The organism is Hyphomicrobium denitrificans ATCC 51888 (assembly GCF_000143145.1).
Taxonomy (GTDB): domain Bacteria; phylum Pseudomonadota; class Alphaproteobacteria; order Rhizobiales; family Hyphomicrobiaceae; genus Hyphomicrobium_B; species Hyphomicrobium_B denitrificans.
This window is the reverse complement of record NC_014313.1, coordinates 1,389,237-1,407,957: the sequence shown is the minus strand read 5'-3', so window position 1 is coordinate 1,407,957 and position 18,721 is coordinate 1,389,237. Positions and strand designations below refer to the sequence as shown.

At 59.4% G+C, this 18,721-nt stretch carries 12 protein-coding genes; 8 read left to right on the top strand and 4 right to left on the bottom strand.

Features of this window, described 5'->3' with window-relative positions; all coding sequences use genetic code 11:
• The first annotated feature begins 302 nt into the window (after positions 1–302).
• The 5 genes from HDEN_RS06710 (at position 303) to HDEN_RS06690 (ending at position 6,264) form a co-directional block, all read left to right on the top strand.
• A complete protein-coding gene (locus HDEN_RS06710) occupies positions 303–1,763 on the top strand; it encodes an alpha,alpha-trehalose-phosphate synthase (UDP-forming) (protein WP_013215388.1) in 1,461 nt (486 codons plus the stop codon).
• The gene (locus HDEN_RS06705) at positions 1,763–2,569 is read left to right on the top strand and encodes an ROK family protein (protein WP_013215387.1); all 807 of its coding nucleotides are present in this window, start codon (positions 1,763–1,765) and stop codon (positions 2,567–2,569) included. Before HDEN_RS06710 ends, HDEN_RS06705 begins: the two co-directional genes overlap by 1 nt.
• A complete protein-coding gene (locus HDEN_RS06700) occupies positions 2,566–3,666 on the top strand; it encodes a carbohydrate kinase family protein (RefSeq protein WP_013215386.1) in 1,101 nt (366 codons plus the stop codon). Before HDEN_RS06705 ends, HDEN_RS06700 begins: the two co-directional genes overlap by 4 nt.
• A gap of 11 nt (positions 3,667–3,677) precedes the next feature.
• A complete protein-coding gene (gene otsB / locus HDEN_RS06695) occupies positions 3,678–4,493 on the top strand; it encodes a trehalose-phosphatase (RefSeq protein WP_013215385.1) in 816 nt (271 codons plus the stop codon).
• A gap of 322 nt (positions 4,494–4,815) precedes the next feature.
• Positions 4,816–6,264: an undecaprenyl-phosphate glucose phosphotransferase gene (locus HDEN_RS06690; RefSeq protein ID WP_013215384.1), complete on the top strand. Its 1,449-nt coding sequence runs from the start codon at positions 4,816–4,818 to the stop codon at positions 6,262–6,264.
• Positions 6,265–6,362: 98 nt separating this feature from the next.
• Here the strand turns inward: HDEN_RS06690 and asnB are convergent, their stop codons facing one another.
• The 3 genes from asnB to HDEN_RS06675 form a co-directional block, all read right to left on the bottom strand.
• Positions 6,363–8,303 carry an asparagine synthase (glutamine-hydrolyzing) gene (gene asnB / locus HDEN_RS06685; protein ID WP_013215383.1) on the bottom strand — a complete coding sequence of 647 codons (1,941 nt, stop codon included), beginning with the start codon at positions 8,301–8,303 and terminating at the stop codon, positions 6,363–6,365.
• Positions 8,304–8,591: 288 nt separating this feature from the next.
• Positions 8,592–9,821, bottom strand: coding sequence for a polysaccharide biosynthesis/export family protein (locus HDEN_RS06680; RefSeq protein WP_049775225.1), 1,230 nt, complete (start codon positions 9,819–9,821; stop codon positions 8,592–8,594).
• A 363-nt stretch (positions 9,822–10,184) separates the two neighbouring features.
• Entirely contained in the window at positions 10,185–12,209 is a 2,025-nt protein-coding gene (locus HDEN_RS06675; RefSeq protein ID WP_169305485.1) for a polysaccharide biosynthesis tyrosine autokinase, read from the bottom strand.
• Between the two features lie 467 nt (positions 12,210–12,676).
• Here HDEN_RS06675 and HDEN_RS06670 point away from each other — a divergent pair, with 467 nt between their 5' ends.
• The 3 genes from HDEN_RS06670 (at position 12,677) to HDEN_RS06660 (ending at position 16,619) form a co-directional block, all read left to right on the top strand.
• Entirely contained in the window at positions 12,677–13,921 is a 1,245-nt protein-coding gene (locus tag HDEN_RS06670; protein WP_013215379.1) for a glycosyltransferase family 4 protein, read from the top strand.
• A 31-nt stretch (positions 13,922–13,952) separates the two neighbouring features.
• The gene (locus HDEN_RS06665) at positions 13,953–15,098 is read left to right on the top strand and encodes an acyltransferase family protein (RefSeq protein WP_013215378.1); all 1,146 of its coding nucleotides are present in this window, start codon (positions 13,953–13,955) and stop codon (positions 15,096–15,098) included.
• Positions 15,099–15,236: 138 nt separating this feature from the next.
• Positions 15,237–16,619 (top strand): O-antigen ligase family protein, encoded by a 1,383-nt coding sequence (locus tag HDEN_RS06660; protein WP_150103216.1) that lies wholly within the window; start codon positions 15,237–15,239, stop codon positions 16,617–16,619.
• Between the two features lie 55 nt (positions 16,620–16,674).
• Here HDEN_RS06660 and HDEN_RS06655 read toward each other — a convergent pair whose 3' ends face one another.
• Entirely contained in the window at positions 16,675–18,504 is a 1,830-nt protein-coding gene (locus tag HDEN_RS06655; RefSeq protein ID WP_150103215.1) for a right-handed parallel beta-helix repeat-containing protein, read from the bottom strand.
• Positions 18,505–18,721 lie beyond the last annotated feature (217 nt).

Genomic DNA, 18,721 nt, shown 5'->3' with positions numbered 1-18,721 from the left:
ATCAAACGTTGTAAGTGATCCACCAGCTGTCTGTGGCGCCCCGCATCGGATGCGATCAGGTTACCATGCTTTGGGTCTCCTGCGAAACGAACCAGGAGACTATTAGCGGTTGAGATCGTTAGTTAATTACGAGCCGCTGTCAGAGGGTTCAAACTGAGCAAAATAGGTTTTGTGCGGCGCAATGTATTTCCGGGTTCCAAATGGGAACTCTTAACGATCTCGAACGTTTAGCTCCTTGGTACCCCGCGCATCGGCAGGGGTTAAATCATTAAACCAACACGGCGGCACAGAAGGAAAAGGCGTTGTCACGGCTTGTCATGGTTTCTAATCGCGTCATTGATTTCGGCGCAGCGTCGCAGGCCGGTGGCGTCAGTGTCGCGATTTACGACGCGCTCGCTCGACACAGCGGGTTCTGGTTCGGTTGGAATGGCCAAGTCGAAGACAACGAGGATTCCGATCCGGTCATGTCTCGTGACGGCAGTCACACCACAGTTACGATTCCTCTGACCGCCGCCGATTACAACGATTTCTATCTTGGCTATTCAAATTCAGTTCTATGGCCCGTCTTTCATAACCGTCTCGATCTCGCGCAGTTCGAGGCAGGATATTATTCGCGCTACGTCACGGTGAACAAGAAGTTCGCTGCGCATCTCGCTCCGCTCATCGAACCGGCCGACGTCATCTGGATTCACGACTACCACCTGTTCCCGCTGGCACTTGAGTTGCGCAAGCACGGGATCGAAAACCCGATCGGGTTTTTTCTGCATATTCCGGTCGGTCCCGCCCAGGCTCTGATCGCGATCCCCGAGCATCGCGAAATCGCGCGCGCACTCAGCGCCTATGACCTTATCGGACTCCAGACCCATCGCGATGTTCGCAATCTGATCGACTTCCTTCAGCAGAGCGTTTACGGCAGCCTGCTCCCGTCGGGCCGCATTCGAGCCTGCGATTCCGAACTCGACATCGGATGCTTTCCGGTCGGCATCGATTCAAACGACTTCGCAACGTCGACGGTCGAGCGCGACAGTGAGAGTTCAGAGACGAGCCGCATCATCGGGATCGACCGGCTCGATTACACGAAGGGCCTGCCGCAAAAATTCCGCGCCTTCGGCCAGTTCTTGGAAGAATTCCCCGAGCATCGCCGCCGCATCGTGCTGTCGCAATTTGCGCCGCCGACGCGCGAGAGCGTCGAAGCCTACGCCGACATTCGTTCAGAGCTTGAGTCGTTGTCGGGCGCGATCAACGGACGTTTCGGCGAGCTCGACTGGGTACCGATCAATTACATCCATCGACCCATCCCGCGACGCGAGTTGCGCGATGTGTATCGTTCCTCGCGCGTGTGCTGGGTTACGCCGCTGATGGATGGCATGAACCTTGTTTCGAAGGAGTATGTCGCCTCGCAAGATCCGGAAGATCCCGGCGTTCTCGTGCTGTCGAAGTTCGCCGGCGCCGCGGAACAGTTGAGCGACGGCGTGCTCGTCAATCCCTACGACCGCAACGACATGGTGCAAGGTCTTCGCCGCGCCCTTGAAATGCCGATTGACGAGCGCGTAGCCCGCCACGACAAGCTTGCAAGCGTCGTTTGCCAGTCGGATTCTAACGCATGGGGTTCGACGTTCTTCAACGCACTCGTCAAAGCCGGAAAGCGGCGAACCGGGCGAGGTCAACCATCACAGCGCGTCAGGGCCGCCATGAAGCGCCTCGACAAAGTACCAAAAACCGCCATCACCAAGAAATCGGTGACCGCGCACGCAGGTGGCTGATGCCCGAAATCGGCGACAAAAAGCATGTCCTTCGCCAGGACGCCCGAAGCGGCAATCCCAACATCTTGTCGGTCGATATCGGTGGTACACTGATCAAGGCCGCTGTCATCGATCAATCCGGAGCGCTCGTTTCCGAGTTCGTGACAACGCCCACGCCGCACCCCGCGACGCCGGATACGATCATCGCGCTCATAGCCCGCATCGCTGCGCCGCTGCCGGATTTCGGATTGATTTCGATCGGCTTTCCGGGCGTCGTCCATCGCGAATGCATTTCAACGGCGCCCAACCTCGGCACCGCTCACTGGAAGAACTTCGACCTTGAGCAGACGCTGCGCGACACGTTCGGTGCACCGGTCCGGATATTAAACGATGCCATCGTCTATGGCCTCGGCGTCGCGAAAGGGCCGGGCCGCGAGTGCGTTCTGACGTTCGGCACCGGCATGGGCTGCGCACTTTTCAGCGATGGCACGATCTTCTGCGGCCTGGAGCTTGGCCAGCACTACGCACGCGACGATCAGAACTACGATCAATACGTCGGCCACGCTGCCTATCTTGAACTCGGCCTCGACGCATGGAACGCGCGGGCGGAGCGTGCCCTCCAAGCCGTGCATGCCTTGACGAACGCAGATCGCATTTATCTCGGAGGCGGAAACTCGCGGCGCATCACGTTTGCGCTTCCGGAATGGGCAACCATCGTTCAACCGTCATCGGGCGTCGCGGGCGGAGCGCGCCTCTGGCACGCAGACATGGATCGCTGGTTCGCGCCCCGCCAACCGGCGATGGCGCAAGCGCGGGAACGCACATGAATGTCCTCACCATCGGCGGCGCGATGGTCGACACCATCGTCACGATCGCGAGCGACCGCATTGAGCAGATGAAAATGCTCAATGCCGAAAGCTCCTATCTATTGCTCGAGGAAGGCATCAAGACGGAAGCCGATCAGATTTCGACGAGCACGGGCGGTGGTGCGATCAACGCGGCAGTCGCTATCGCGCGGCTCGGAAACTCGACATCGACGATCGTCAAGCTTGGTGAGGATTCGAAAGCGCGCACGGTCCTCGACCGGCTGACGGAGGAAGGTGTCGATCTGCGCTGGATCGTGACTGACGATACAGCCCCGACCGGCGCCTCCGTCATCGTTTCATCGCACGAACGCAATGCCGCCGTCTTCACGTATCGCGGTGCGAATACGAAACTCGAAGCTGCCGACATCCCGGCAGCCGCATTCGAGAAGCGCGATCTCGTTTATGTCGCCAACCTCAGCAATCAATCCGCCGACTGCTACCCGTTGATCGTCGATCGCGCGAAGTCGGCGGGCGCCAAGCTCGCCGTAAACCCCGGCGTGCGCCAGTTGACGGCGCGGTACGACGATTTCTGGGAAAGCCTCGATCAAATCGACATCCTGTCGATCAATCGCTCGGAAGCCCAGGCGTTGATGCCCCGCCTTCTGCAATCATTTGGCGACGGCGGAGCGCCTCTCGCGGTCCACAATGGAGCGACGACGCCCGCACTGGCCAAGCGCGGCTTGCGCAACGGCGGCTACGAAATGAGCCTTGGCAAGTTTTTCGGCGGACTCATCAAGGTTGGCGTCGGAACCGTCGTGCTGACTGACGGCGCCAACGGAGCGTTCCTCGCGACGGGCAGCGATCTCTATTTTCGCGAAGCTCCGCACGTCGTCGCGGCGGCAACCACCGGCGCAGGCGATGCGTTCTCGGCCACATTCGCCTGCTATTCATCTCAGACGAATGACGTGGCGCGCGCATTGAGCGCTGCAGCCCTCAACGCCGCGAGTGTCGTCAAGTTCGTCGACACGCAATCGGGTCTTTTGACCTTGCAGGCACTGGAAGCCGAAATCGAAAGCGCCGCAGCGACTGCGCCGTCGCTTCATAGCTGGTCGATCTAGGAAAGGATGAGATGCACAGCTTGAAAAAGGAAAAGCCCTCGGCCGCTATCGAGGCTCCGCACCCGAGCAGCACTTCTTCCGCACGCGATTGCGTCGAAGAACTCCTGCACAAGCAAACGCCGATCGGGCTTTTCCTCGACATCGACGGCACGCTGCTCGACATGGCACTGACGCCGACGACGGTTCGCGTCCCCCCCGGACTGGCGGAATTGCTCGGCGTCGTCGCGACGCGCCTCGCGGGTGCCGTCGCCATCGTCACGGGCCGCCCTATCGCCGAAGCGGACTCGCTCCTGAAGCCGTTGAAGTTCATCGCGGCGGGCGTTCACGGTGCTGAAATGCGAACAACCGTGACAGGAGAGGTCAAACCTCTGACGCAGGCTTTCACACCGGATCTTCTGAATGACATCCGTGCGGCTGCGGAATCGATGCCGGGCATCGTGACCGAGAACAAGGGCACCGGGATCGCGATGCACTATCGCCTGGCACCTGAACTACGGGACTCGCTCCTGATCACCCTCGAAGCCCTCGTCCCAAAATACCCCGGCCAGTTCTCGATCTGGGAGGGCCGGAAAGTCGTCGAAATTCTGCCGGTCGGCTTTTCGAAAGGACGGGCCCTGCGCACCCTCGCCGGACTGCCCGAATTTGCGAACCGCATTCCGGTGATGATCGGCGACGACATCGCCGACGTCGGCGCATTCCACGCCGCCGAAGAATTGGGAGGATACGGCCTCAAGGTTGCCGGCGAAAACTTCTCCCAAAAGGAAGCCGCCTTTACTGGCCCGGCCGATGTTCTTGCTTGGCTCGACAGCCTGCGAACGGTTGCTTAACCGCCCGCGACGCGACAACCAAAAATTGCGCCCCGCCTAAAGTCACGCACCACTCATTGCACAATCTGAAGTGGCACAGCTCGCAAAAAGCTCCCGCAAAACTCGAGCCGATACGTTTCGAGTTGCTTGGCCCGTCTTTTGCTTCTGGCTTTGTCGCACTAGCGCGCTTCGTGCTAATGCTTGCAAAAAGCTTAACGCCCATTAAGAATGGGTTGAATAAAAACGAAAAATTTTTTGCAAAGACAATAGATTGTATCGTTGCGGGACGCCTTCGCTGAAAAGAGCATTTCCAGTGTCGGCTTGATCAAAGTTGTGTGCGTAGATGACTGACAGCAGTGCAAATGCCGAATTCGGCAGCTTTCGGCGCGCGGCCACGTGGCAAAATCTTTTCTCAAGATTTGATACCTGCATCACCTTGATCGCCATCGCAGAGGCGACAGGCGTGATCCTGGCCGCTTACGCTGCAAAGTGGCTTTATCTCAATCTGTTTCTGCACGTCGAACAACCCGAGTGGCCGTATCTCGTGCCCGCGGGTTTGCTCGCGCTCATCCAGTATCTCTTCTTGAAGCAGGCTGGTCTTTACGACGTCGCAGCGATCAAGGACCCGACGGTTTCCTACGGCAAACTGTGGGGCGCACTCGCAACGTCGTTCCTTGTGCTTCTCGGCATCCTCTTCGTGCTGAAATTCGCGGACTGGTATTCGCGCGGCTGGTTCCTGACATGGTTCGCTCTGAGCGGCGTCACTCTGATTGCAATCAGAATTAGCGCGATGGCGCGCGTGCGCGAGCAGATCGCGAATGGCCGCCTCTTCCAGCGCGTGGCGCTTTACGGATCGCCCGAGTACGTCAACGCCATCAAGAGCGAAGCGCAGAAAGCCGATCACTCGCTCGCAATTGAAAGCTTTTACATCAGCGAACCGGCTGAAGCGGATCAATCCGCGCTGGCCGCCAGCCGCAACCTCGTCGACCTCAAAAGCGCCATCACGCGTGGCAAGTTCGCCTCGGTCATCATTTGCCTTCCCGCATCCGAAGGCGCCGGCATTCACGAGAGCGTTCGCGAACTCGCATCGTTCTCGACCGATCTTCTGCTGTGCACGGATCTCAATCCTTTCCCGGTCACGGTTCAGGGCGGACGCACGTTCGGCAAGCTCAGAACGAGCATCGTCAATCTGGTCCCGCTCTCCGAACGCAACCGGTTGCTGAAGTCGATGATCGATTTTGTCGTCGCTGGAATAGCGCTCGCACTTCTGGCACCGTTGCTCGCGCTCATCGCTCTGGCGATCAAGCTCGACAGCCCGGGACCGGTCTTCTTCCGTCAGCGCCGGTACGGCCAGAACAACGCGGTCTTCAGGATCTTCAAGTTCAGAACCATGACCGTTGCCGAAGACGGCGAGAAAGTTCAGCAGGCGCAGCGCAACGATGCGCGAGTGACGCGCATTGGATGGTTCCTGCGCCGCACGAGCCTTGATGAGCTGCCGCAGCTGATCAACGTCCTGAAGGGCGAGATGTCCGTCGTCGGGCCGAGGCCGCATGCGCTGGCGCACGACGTGCTGTTCGAGCAGCAATTGGATCATTTCGCACAGCGCCGTCGCGTGCTTCCCGGTTTAACGGGCTGGGCGCAGGTCAATGGGCACCGCGGCGAGACAAGAACCGAAAAAGACATTCTCAATCGCCTGCAATACGACCTCTACTACATCGACAACTGGTCGATCTGGCTCGATCTCGAGATCATGGTGCGCACGATGTTGGTGCTGACGCGCGGCGCGTACTAAACCGGGCGCGCGAACTGATCTGGACTTTGATATTTGGAATGCTTTGGCGCGCTTGTCGAAATGACGGCGCGCCAAACTTTTGCTGGCCTGGCGTACCGCTAGCGAAACACGCGGTTGCGATGGCACCATTGCACGAGGGCGTAGATCGCCCACACGCGCGACCAGTAGATGCCCGGCGAACCATCGAGGAACGCCTGCCATAACCGCTCAACGGTAGCTGGATTGAGCCCCGCCGCCGCCACGGCGGCTGGATCCCGCAGCGTCTCGTCCATTGCCTTTTTCAACCCGCGCCGGATCCAGCGATCGAAGGGCATGACGAAACCGCTTTTCGGCCGGTCAAACAGTGCCGGATCGAGACCGCGGAGCCCGATGCGTCTCAGAATGGCCTTTCGTCCGAGCGGCTCGAAGCGCACCGCTTCAGGCAACCGGCTGACATTTTCGAGCAGGACTTGATCGACAAGAGGAACACGCTGTTCCAGCGAGCACGCCATGCTCGCGGCGTCATTGTCCCGCAGCAGACGTTCGCCGAGGAACATGCGCTGCTCCATGATGCTGATTGCCGTCAACGGCGAGCAGTCCTGAGTTTCGCCATCGAGACGCTGCCGCATCGCCGGATGCAGACCGTCGCTCAACGGCTCGGCAAAATCGGCGGCGAGCAGATCGCGTTGAAGCTCCGGAAGGAACAACGCATAGGCGAGCTGATAGAGCCCGATCAGATCGCCGCCTCGGCGAAGCATATCGGGAAGCTTCGACCAGCGCGTCTGCCCCGGAAATCCGCCCGCGGAACGGCCGAGCCGCTGCGTCAGCAATCGCGCGCCCCCCGCTTGCCAATTACGCGGAACGAACGCGGTCGATCGCAACAACTTCTGCAGCAATGGCAGTTCCCGAAACGAGCGATACCCGCCGAACAGTTCATCGCCGCCCGTGCCGGAAATCGCCACCTTGTATCCGGCAGAACGGATCGCGCGTGACATCGTATAAGCGTTGAGGCCATCGAACGTCGGCTGATCGAGGCTGTCCAGCGCGGCGTCGAGAGACGCCGCGAAGTCCGCTTCCGTCAGCACGACCTCGTGGTGATCGGTTCCGATCGCTTCGCTGATGCGTCGCGCGATCGGCCCCTCGTTCAGTTCCTGATCTTCGAACGCCAACGTGAAAGTGTGGACGGAAGACTGCGCGGCGCGTCGCGCTAAGTTGGCCATGGCGGAAGAGTCGACGCCGCCCGACAAGAAGACCGCCAACGGCACGTCGCTCGCGAGGTGAAGCTTCAGCCCCTCCTCCATGACGTTCGCCAACTCGGGCTCGCTGATCGCCGGCTGCCCAACACCGCGCGGCATATTCCAGAAGCGTTCGCGACGGGGATTTCCGCCCCCTGTGTCGAACTCCAGAAGCTCTCCCGGCCACGCGAGTTCGACATCCTTGACGATCGTACCGGGGCCGCTCACGAACCCGTTCGCAACAACGCTCGCGACGCCACTCGGATCGAGGCGAGGATTTTCCAGCAATCCCGACGCCAGCAGCGCGCGCAATTCGGATGCGAAAGCGAGCGACCAATTCGCATTCGCATGCATCGGCCGCGCGAGATAAAGCGGCTTGATGCCGAGCGGATCCCTCGCCAGCACCAGGCGGCGCGTCCTCGGATTCCAACATGCAAACGCGAACATGCCGCGCAGCCAGCTGACTGCCTTGGGTCCGTGAAGACCGAGCGCCCGCAGCATAACCGCAGTATCGCCCGACGACTGGAATGTTTGGCCTTCCGCCTCGAGGCGGGCGCGAAGTTCGCCGAAGTTATAGATCTCGCCGTTGAAGACGACGACGTCGCCGGTGACAGGATCGGTCATCGGCTGCACGCCCGTAGGCGAAAGATCGAGAATGGAGAGCCGACGATGCGCGAGCAGAGCGCCCCAGTTGCGCGCGTCAGGCTCCGACGCCCACGTTCCCTCCGCATCTGGACCACGGTGCGCGAGCGCACCGCTCATGCGGCTCAGCGCAGCGCGATTTGCGTCATCCAGCCGTCCGATAATCCCAGCGATACCACACACCAGCCAAAACCCTCCGGTTGTCGAGGCGCAACGCCGGCCGTCCGGGCCGGCGAACTCAACGGCGGCTGAGCACGTTAGCTAGATACGGGAGCGGGCGCCTTGGAGGCAATGCGCGACGGCGTCCAATTCGGAATAGGGCAAACGCCATGCGCGCGACCGCCAGCGGGAGGAAAGCGCGCCCTCGCAGGATTAACCGAACAGGGTCTCGCAAGCCAAAACGAATGAGGCGGTGTCTGCAATCAGACCCCGCCTCACTGGATTTCGAAAATCTATTCCGAACGACCGCGCTTAAGGTGCAACCACAACAGTCGACGCGTTCGAAAGGACATGAGCGCCGCTCGCGATATCACCGATTGCACGGCCCTGGATGAAGGCGTTACCCGCCGTGGTCATCCAAGCGTTGACGTAGCCGAGAACTTTCAGGACCTCTGTCGCATCCGAGTTCGATGCGTAGATCACGTCCTTATCCCGCATCTGGAATCTCTGGGCGAAGAAGAAGCACGACGGATCGCGATAATTGGCACGGTAAACCGTGGGGATGATGCGCTGGTCCGGAGCGAAGTTCTTCAGATTGACGCCCATCCGCTCGAGTGTCTCGCGGCTTTCCGGACGGAAAATGAAGACCTGCGCGGGATTTGAACGCCCATCGGACAAACCGCCAGCCTTTGCGATCGCCTCGTTGAGCGAGAGCCGCTCCTGACCGAAAGCGAAGAGCGCACTGACCGCGGAGGTCTCGCCTTCCGAGACGGTTCCCGACGCGCCAGTCGAAGCCAGCGCACCGAATGCGACGAACGACTTCGGCTGCCGCTTGACGTAGACGACATCGCCCGGCGCAACGAAGAGGTTTTCCGCAGGCTCATTGATAAGCGTCGTAAACGGAACGGTCGCCGTGCGGCCCTTCCGCTGCAAGGTCACCAGAAGCTCGTAACCTGCGAACTTGCCGCCGGCAGCACCGCCACCCGCTTTCGAAATAACGTCGAGAATGCGCTCGCCCGAACCGGTGAGCTTCAATTTGTTTCCGCCGGCGTCACCGATGACCGTCACCGAGTCCGCATTCTGCTCGACGACGTTGACGATGACTTGCGGTTCGATCGCGCGTTTTGCGAGCTTCGTCTCGATATCCTGCTGAATTTCGACGGCAGTCCGGCCGGCTGCGCGAACGGCGCCGGCGTAAGGGATCGAAATCGTGCCCTTGCCGCTGACGGTCTGCATCGGCAACGTTACGTAGCTGCCACTTCGGTTTGTTGCATCTCCCGCAACGAACAATCCGCCCGAAGACGACTCGAATATCGACGTTTGCAACACGTCGCCGACGCCAATTCTGACAATCGGAATACCGCCGCGGTGTGACCCGAAGGTCCGATAGAATGAATCGGACGCGTTCGATTCAAGAATCTGCAGAATGAGCGGATTGATATCGAGAAGCGCGTAGTCATACACGACCGCGTCGCGCGGCGTGGAAATGGATGCGGTGGCGCTGCGATCGATGTCGCGAGATTGAGGCCCGTTGATGGGCATGTGCGAACAGCCCGCCAGCGAAAGCGCTGCGAGCACTGCCCCAGCGCTGAAGCGTGCGCTACGTCCACGTGTCGGCGCACGTCTTACGTAACGAGAGTCTGAAAAGACTCGCTTAGGAACCAGTTCCCCCAAAGTCCCCACCCTGGCAAACGTGCTGCGCGTCAGATCGCGCCTTCTTCGCCTATAGGTGATTCGACTCGAAGCGGAGAGCCCGGATTTCTAAATTAAACAAGGTGTGGAAATCAATTCAGAAGCCCGTTGCCGAAAAACACCGAAAGTGAGTGGTTAACGCCACTTTCGGAGTGCGACGTATAGTAAACTGGTAAATGCGATTCGGAATGCGCGAATTGATTCGGGCATCGTTTAACCAACGTAATAATTGCCGATTCGCGATCCCTTGTAGGCCTCGATCATCTTGAGCGCGGCGGGATCGGCCTTGTTAAGCAGCACACAGAGGATTCGGTCGCGGACGTTGTCGATCTCGTCGAATGCTTCCTCGACAAGCTCGCGCTTCGTTTCGCCCCACTCGATGACGAAGATGAAGCTGTCGATAAATCTCTCTACTGTCTTGACGTCGACGACCGACATGATCGGCGGCACTTCGACGATGATGAAGTCGTAGGTCTCTCGCGCAACATCCAGCAGCTTTTCCATTTCGACCGAGCCGAGGAGTTCTGCCGCGTGCGGCGTTCGCTCGGATCTTGCACAAGGAAGAATGTCGACGCGCGACCGCTCGCGCTTGACCACGAGCTCCTTGAGACGCGACGGCTCGTCGAGCGCTTCCAGCAGCCCCTCGGTCACGCCCGGCGTAAGCTGTTCCGTAACTGTACGCCGATGCAGATCGCCGTCGATGATAAGCGTGCGCGCGCGAGGCAGCGAGTTCATCAGCGTTGCCAAGTTCGACACAACAGTCGTCTTGCCTTCATTGGACGTGGAAGAAATCACGCCGACGACTTTGGTGCCGGCTCGGCGCTGATCCGATTTCAGCAACGCCTGCACGTTTCGTATGCTTTCGGTAAAGCGCGTGTACGGCGCATCGAGAACGTAATCCTCGATACCCTTCCGGCCCGGCGCAGGCTCCACCTTCGGCAGAACCGCGCAATAGAGACCCGTCGCCTGACGCACTTGCGATGGCGTGCGGAACACTGAAGCGAGCCATTCGCGGCCAAGAGCCAGCGCAGCTCCGGACAGCAACCCGAACATCAAACCGCCACCCAGCAGCAGCATCGGCTTCTTGTAGCTCTTCGACAGCGGCGGCGAGGCGCGCGAGATGATGTGCGCTTCTTCCATGTCCGGCTGGATCTGGTTGACTTCGTTCGATTTGCGCAGGGCCGCGTTGTAGAGGTTGTGCAAGGTCGCTGCCGAGCTTTCGAGATCGCGAAGCTTGGCCTGGTCGGCGTCGTTCAAACCGTTGCGCTGATCTTCATTCTTCATCGCGCGTTTGATTTCCGCCATCTGGTTGCGGAGCTTGACGACCGCCAGATGCGACGCCCCGAGCTGGCGCTCCAACTCGTTGGCCTTCGTCTCAAGGTCGACGTACTGCGAGCGCAGTTTCAGGATCAGATCGTTGGGCGTCGAGGACGGCATAAGCGACGGCGCCGCGGTATCATCCTGCGGACCCTGCACGACGCGGCCGACCGTAATCCCGACGAGGTTGTGCGCCGAAATGAAATCCTGCAACGCGCGATCGGCATCATCGCTCTGCCGCTTCAGTTCGAGCAACCGCTCCTCGAGCAGCTGACTGATCATCTTGCTTGAGCTGCGCTTGCGATTTTCGACCGTCGAGATGTATTTGTCCGCGATTGCGTTGGCGATATTCGCGGCCTTCACCGGGTCCTGCGATGAGAACCCGATATTGATGACGTTCGGCGCATCTTCGCGGTAGACGCTCAACTGCTGCAGGAGCATGTCGACCGCAGTTCGTTCCTTGATGACGCTGGGATCGAGTTGCAGGGCAGCCTTGCCGGCGCCGAGACGCAAATCGATTTGCGACCCTTCCAATCCAGCAAACTCAGCCTGCAGGCTGAGAACGGAATTGCGAACGGTCTTGATGAATTGCTTGATACCGAATTTGCTGGGCTCTCCCGGGCGGCCGACGAATTCCGGATCTTGATCCAATTTGAGTTCTCGGACCACCGGAACGACGACACTGTCCGACGATAGGACATAGATCTGTCCCGCGATGTCGGCGTCATCGAACACGGGAGATTCAGCAATCTTGTTGGTTTGCAGATACCGGTTAACGCTTCGGTCCATCAAAATTCGAGCGCTGCTCTTATAGACCGCGGGGACGGTCATAAGAAAAGCGCCGGCGAGCGTCAGGCCGAGCAAAGCACCGAGCGCCGGAAATACCCATCCCCGCCGCAAGACCCAGGGAATATCGGCCATTCCCAGTTTGTTTTTGTTAGTAGACTGATAAACATCATCCGCTGGAATTGCAAAATTTTCAGACATGGCAACCATTTTATTCCGCATCCACTCTTAGGAATTACTGCAATTCTCGGGATTTCTACTGTCGCCAATTGTTATTGCTTTCACAATAACATGGCACCTTGGCCGGCGTAAGACCTCTGGCAGGCGACCGAAGTCGGCCGTCGGCCAAGCACCATTTTGGACATCAAGACGGCACCCGGCCGATTAGGTGCAGAATGCATGCCATGCTTATGACGTCGCGCAGAAGGGTTTGATCGAAGTGCCCGGGATTAATGGATAATTTTGAATACATGTCGCCCACCGGCTCCCTCATGGATTATTCGCTCCACAGTCGCGGCCGTAAGATCGCGACGTGGGCAGCCTGTTGAAGCTGTACCCCATCCGCCAATGCCGCCACCGCCTGCTGGAATCTCACGGTCCGAATGATCGCCCCCCGACGCCTGAACATCCTTTACGTGTCCCACATGCCGGCGAGCCCGCCACGTTTCGGCGCCCAAGCCCGCATTAACGGCCTGATGACGCAATTGAGCCGCCGTCATGACCTGACAGCGGTGACGCTCGCCGACGCCGAATTCGACGCCGACGAATGCCGCGCTTCCATGCAGGCGTATTGTCGAGATGTCGTTCTGATCCCCAATCCCAACGGCAAAGACGGCATGAGCAAGCGTTTGCTCCAATTGCGCTCGCTGGCATCGACGCAAAGCTTCGAACGCCAGCAAGTCACGGTGCCGGCGATGCAACAGGCACTCGATCGGGTTTTGCAATCCAAACGGTTCGACATTGTAAATTTAGAGTTTTCTTTTCTGGGACGTTGCAACTTCCGACAGGCCCCTCCGGGAGAAAAGCTGCCTGCGGTCGTGGTCGATTCTCACAACATCGACTACGAGCTGATCCGTCAGTATGCGCGGTCCGGCAGCAGCCTGCTGCGCCGTTTCTATGCCGGCGTGAACTGGCGCAAGCTGCGCCGGGAAGAATTGGCAACCTACGGCGGCGCCGACGGCGTCTATCTTTGCAGCACCGACGATGAGGACCGCCTGCACCAGCAGGTGCCCGGTATCCGAACGACCGTCATTCCGAACGCGGCCGACGTCGACTTCTATCAGCCCCGGCCGTCCGACCCGCCGTCCGACGGAAAGACGATCGTCTTCTTCGGCCACATGTCCTACGTCCCGAACATCGACGGCGTGATCCATTTTGTACGCGATATCTGGCCTCGCATCGCCGAAGCTTGTCCCGACGCCAAGTTCAAGATCATCGGCAGCAATCCGCATCCTTCCGTCAAGGAACTGGCCGGTCCACGTATCGAATTGACTGGATTTGTGCCGGATCTTCGCCCGCACCTCGCATCATCCGCCGCGCTGGTCGTGCCGCTGCGCCTGGGCGGCGGAACCCGGCTCAAAATCGTCGAAGGCATGGCGTTGGGAAAAGCGATCGTCTCGACCACCTTGGGCGCCGAAGGCATCAAGGCCGAACCGGGCCGCGATCTTCTCATCGCCGACGAGCCGCAAGCGTTCGCCGATGCCGTCATTCAGTTGCTGAAAAATCCAGATCAGGCGTCCGCGATCGGACACGCTGCCCGCCAACTCGCAGTCGAGAAATACTCTTGGGGCGGAGCCGCGGAATCGCTCGAGAAATTTTATCATCAAATCCTTGAAGCACGCGCCTGATGCTGACTCTTTCCCACGGCGGCACAACCGGATGACCACACTTCCCGCCTCGGCGGCAGACCAATACCTGCGTGGCCATCTGCCTGGGCTGGACGGCATTCGCGGCTTGGCCATTCTGCTGGTGATGACCGTCCACTTCATTGGCGGCGCGGTCGCGGAAACGCCATTGCAGAAGTTTTTTGTGAAGGCCGCCGTCCACGGCTGGATGGGAGTCGACCTGTTCTTCGTGCTCTCGGGCTTCCTGATCACCGGCATTCTGCTCGGGTCCAAAAACAAGCCCAGGTACTTCCGCAACTTCTATGCACGACGCGCGCTGAGAATTTTTCCGCTCTACTACGTCGTCCTGATCGCCCTGTTCCTGATCCTGCCGCTTTTGGTCAAGCCGTCACCGATGCTTGAAACCGCACGCTCGCATCAGATCTGGCTTTGGACCTATACCTCAAATTTCTTCATCGCCTGGACCGGCACCTGGGACTCGCTCAATTACGTCGCGCATTTCTGGTCGCTGGCGATCGAGGAACATTTCTATCTCGTCTGGCCCCTGGTCGTGTTCTATTTCCCAGCGCCGACGCTGAAAAAAATATGCCTTGGCGTGATTGTATTCGCCCTCGCCTTGCGTATCGCACTGGCCCTTGCCGACATTAACGAAACATCAATCTCGGTCCTGACGCCCTGCCGCATCGACGCCCTCTGCGTCGGCGCTTTCATTGCGCTTCAACTGCGCGAACCGGGCGTGTGGCCGCGCTGGATGGCGAATTCGAACTACGCGCTGCTTGCTTTCGGCGCGGCACTCTTTGCTGTGATGGCGTTCGCCTCGTTCACCGGGTTTGCGGAAGCCGTTCTCCATCAAGTTCGCGGCACGTTCATCGCCCTATTTTTCGGCGCGCTGATTTTGCTGGCGCTCAAGCCCGCGTCTAACCCCGTATCGTACGTCCTGCAGGGGCCGCACCTCGGCTTTTTTGGCAAGTACAGCTACGGTCTCTACGTCTACCATGGCATCTTAACTTGGTATTTCATGGAGACGCATCTTGACGACCAGCTCACAGCCTGGAGCGGCAGCCTTTGGCTGGCGATGGCGGCTCGCATGCTGATCGGTGTCGGCTTGTCCCTGCTCATCGCGGTGCCGAGCTATCATCTCTTCGAAAAAAGATTTCTCGATCTCAAAAGATACTTCTAAGCAACCGCGCATTAAGCTCAGTAATCAAGTTTTGACCGCATGGTGTACGGCGGCAGGCGGACGGAGTACCTGGGAATGAGGAGCCAACCGCATCGGGTTCGATCGAGTTCGTCTATGTCAAGAGTCGCAAAGCGCCCAATGCGCGCTACGTCCGAGAAGCTCCCACCACCCGTCTTTGACGTGTGCATGCTCGTGCCGATGGCGGCGTTTGCCTACATCTTGATCCTCGCACCTTTACTGAATTTCTCGCTCACCGCGTCCTCCGAAATCAGCATTGCACCAGCAGCAGCGGTCGAAATACTCATGACGCCGCGGCCGGAGAACAAAATCGTCTGGCCGCTCCTGACGCTCATCACGCTGTTTCTGGTCGCGCGCAATTTCTCGCGTCTGACGCGCCTGCCGGCCAACATCATCTGTCTATTCGCCTACCTTGGCTTCGCGGGCTTGAGCATCCTTTGGGCGTTCAAGCCGGAGTTCACGCTCACGCGTTTCGTGCTTCAGGCGATGATCGTAAGCTGTATCGTCCTTCCGACGTTGATTGCGCGTCCCGGCACAGATGTGATGCGCGGCGTTTATTTCTGCTTCGCGGCGGCCGTCGTCCTGAACGTCCCCATTGTCTTCATGCAGTCTCCGATCTCCGTTCAAGGCTGGCACGGCATCGAGGTCATCGGCTACCCCGGATATTTTTCGTTCAAGGGTGAACTCGGCCAATGCGCGGCCATCGCCTTTTTGCTGTCGCTTTACGAACTGCTGTTTCGGGGCTGGCGGCGCGCGCTGGCACTCGTCATCATCGCGGCAACCGTTTTCCTCATGCTCGTGAGCAAATCGAAAGGCTCCCTCGGCATGGCCATCATCGCCCCCATCATGGCGGGGGCGACGTTGTTCATCGGCCGCAGGCTTGGGACATCACCCGCCATCACGATCCTGCCGATCCCGATCACGTACGCCGTCCTGGCGGCGGTGATGGGAAACATCATCAATCGCATCTCGTGGTACGTCTACGGCAACTACGACCTGTCCGGCCGTATGTTCATCTGGGAATTCGTGAACTACGAAATTTCCAAACGGCCGATTCTCGGTTGGGGCTACCAATCGTTTTGGCTGGTCGGCCCTGACGGGCCAAGCCTCACCGAAGCGCCCGGCTGGATCAGAGGCATGCCCTCCGGCCACAACGGCTATCTGGATACGCAGCTCGATCTCGGATATCCGGGGCTGCTGCTGCTCGTGGCCTTCATCATGACGACGCTGCACGCAATCGGTCATGTCGCGAAACGAAATGCACGGCTCGCGCTCTTGTTGTTGACGCTCGCCTTCTTCGTCATCCTGCAGAACTTCCTCGAGACCGTTTGGATGCACGGACAGGATACGCTCTGGATGATGTTCCTGCTTGCGACCGCCGTCGCGGCGCGATACGTGCCGGATTACCGGCAAAACGCACGCCCGCGTGCGCGCCGGCAAGCTGCGAAGGGGCCGCTCGTTCCATCGGCCTACCAGCGCGAACCGGACACTCAAGCATCCTGAGATCGACATCGCCGCATAACTAAAGTCTGATCGCCGCTGGTCGACTGCCGGCAGATCATTTGCCCTGCATGCACGTCGGCATTTTGCCTTGCTCGAGACAGGCCTTTGCCGGAAGCGCAGTAACAGCGCCCGTTGCGGGATCGACCCACGGCCACGGATTGGACCCAAAAAAATCCGGCTTTGCTGCCAGGTATAGCGAGTTGGGGATCGGCCTCGGGGCGCCGGACCCTGCCGCGCCGCCAATGCCATGCCACCGCTGCGATCGCGTCACCCAATCCCAGTTGCCATCCCGAAGCTGCGTTTCATAAGTCTTCGGCTCCCAAGTCCATCCGCCTGCTTGCAGCGAGCCGATGCGCCACATGCTGACAATCCCATCCGTGAAGCCGGAGAGTTCTTCGTAGGACCAGGCTTTTTGGGAATCGGAATAGCTCGGGCTGCTATAGCTCAGGAGCTTCTGCCCGCTGAACCCAAGCACGTTACCGACCAAATTCGTGTTGTCGCTATGGGCCTGGATATCGACGGCCGAACGCGCACCAAAATCCATATAGGGATAATCATTCACCTTGTAGGCGTTCAGCGGCGGCCGCGCCGCGCGAAGCCCCGACAGATGATTGCGAAACACGGTGATGTAAATCGAATTGCCCCAGAAGCTGTCGCCCTTGTAGTTGTGGCTGTAATTGCCTTCGAGCAATTCCATATGCGGCGTCGTGTAATGACCTGCGTTCAATCCCGCTTCCGGCATGCTCGGATATCCACCGCCGTACGCGTCATCCATGTAATTGTATGCGATGACATTGCCGCCGCCCGTGGCCCGCACGACAATATCCTTATTGCCGCTCCACATGACGTTGTTCTCGATGAGATTGTCGGATGCGCCGGAATTGAGCCCCACGAGATATCCGGCGCCACCCGGATTGGGATCCGGCGTTTCGTGGACGTAGGAATCTCTGAGCACGCTGCGAAACGTGCCGTAAAAGCCGATCGACGTGCCGATGGACCAGTGCGATTCAACGCCTTTGACCCAGCAATAGGCGCATAGGTTGACCGAAATATTTCCGTGACCGTCGCCGCCCATGCCGCCGTAAACGTAAAGATCCTCGACGCCCAAGCGGTGCAGGACGGGCTCCTGATAGCGCGACATCTGCGCGGCGTACGCAGCCTTGAACGTGATGTGGAACGGCGTCGAGAACGTAACCGTGTTTCCGTCGACCGCTGTCACCTCCATCATTTGCGTCAAGGAGCGGTCCTGCCGGGAAAACCACCGCCGCGACCCCCCGCCAGGGGAATCGTGTTCAGGCCCCCACCACACGCGCGGGTCTTCATCCGTCCGCTGGTCGATCAAGACGATCTCGCCCGCGACAACCCTCGGAGCGCTCGCCAGCACGACCGAGTTGGTGCCCTTTACGGCATCCGCCGCGAGGTTGATGGATGTCGAGAAATGCGACGCGCTATTGCCGACGTAAAGCACGGCGAAATTCACATTGCTGTCGCGGTCGGCTTTGATGAGGCGGGTTCCGCCCTCCCCCGTACCGAGCGCGCCCGTGCCCGAACCTCGCAACGTGCAGTCCGGTGACCTGAAACGCAGCCCCTGCCCCTCAATCCGGAACGTCCCAGGACCAAGCTTTACAACCTGCCCGGCCGGACAGGTGTCGAGAGCATGCTGAATCGTGGGCGTGTCGTCGCCTGTTCCGCCTCGAGGCGCGAGCGTCCGATAGATGACCGTCCGCTCGGGAATACCGCCCACCGTGTTGAGACCCGGATTCCAAGTCGTCCGCCGATCCGCCGGAATTATGCCCGCAGCCTCGCTTTCGCCGACCTTGGACGGCAGGTCTTTCGATGTGCCGGCGGTGATATTTTGGGCAGCGACATTAAAGGTATTCCCCATCACGATCACGCTCGCTAAGAGCATGCTCGCAATGGCGGGAGACGTACGATGTCCACCGCACGACAGAGCGCGAAAGAAGGCGAGAAACCGCACGAATACAACGCAATTCACTATCATTAACGTAGTGGGGCAGATTGATATTTTGGCATGAACTGCACGGCCCGGTAGGTAGTTAAGACTATCATAAAATATTCGTTGCTCAGGCCTGTTAGCATGC

Excerpts from the sequence above, each read along its gene's own strand:
- HDEN_RS06705 (WP_013215387.1), top strand. The coding sequence starts at position 1,763 with ATGCCCGAAATCGGCGACAAAAAGCATGTCCTTCGCCAGGACGCCCGA.
- HDEN_RS06700 (WP_013215386.1), top strand. The coding sequence starts at position 2,566 with ATGAATGTCCTCACCATCGGCGGCGCGATGGTCGACACCATCGTCACG.
- otsB (WP_013215385.1), top strand. The coding sequence starts at position 3,678 with ATGCACAGCTTGAAAAAGGAAAAGCCCTCGGCCGCTATCGAGGCTCCG.
- HDEN_RS06690 (WP_013215384.1), top strand. The coding sequence starts at position 4,816 with ATGACTGACAGCAGTGCAAATGCCGAATTCGGCAGCTTTCGGCGCGCG.
- HDEN_RS06680 (WP_049775225.1), bottom strand. The coding sequence starts at position 9,821 with ATGCCCATCAACGGGCCTCAATCTCGCGACATCGATCGCAGCGCCACC.
- HDEN_RS06675 (WP_169305485.1), bottom strand. The coding sequence starts at position 12,209 with ATGGCCGATATTCCCTGGGTCTTGCGGCGGGGATGGGTATTTCCGGCG.
- HDEN_RS06670 (WP_013215379.1), top strand. The coding sequence starts at position 12,677 with ATGATCGCCCCCCGACGCCTGAACATCCTTTACGTGTCCCACATGCCG.
- HDEN_RS06665 (WP_013215378.1), top strand. The coding sequence starts at position 13,953 with ATGACCACACTTCCCGCCTCGGCGGCAGACCAATACCTGCGTGGCCAT.
- HDEN_RS06660 (WP_150103216.1), top strand. The coding sequence starts at position 15,237 with ATGCGCGCTACGTCCGAGAAGCTCCCACCACCCGTCTTTGACGTGTGC.
- HDEN_RS06655 (WP_150103215.1), bottom strand. The coding sequence starts at position 18,504 with ATGGGGAATACCTTTAATGTCGCTGCCCAAAATATCACCGCCGGCACA.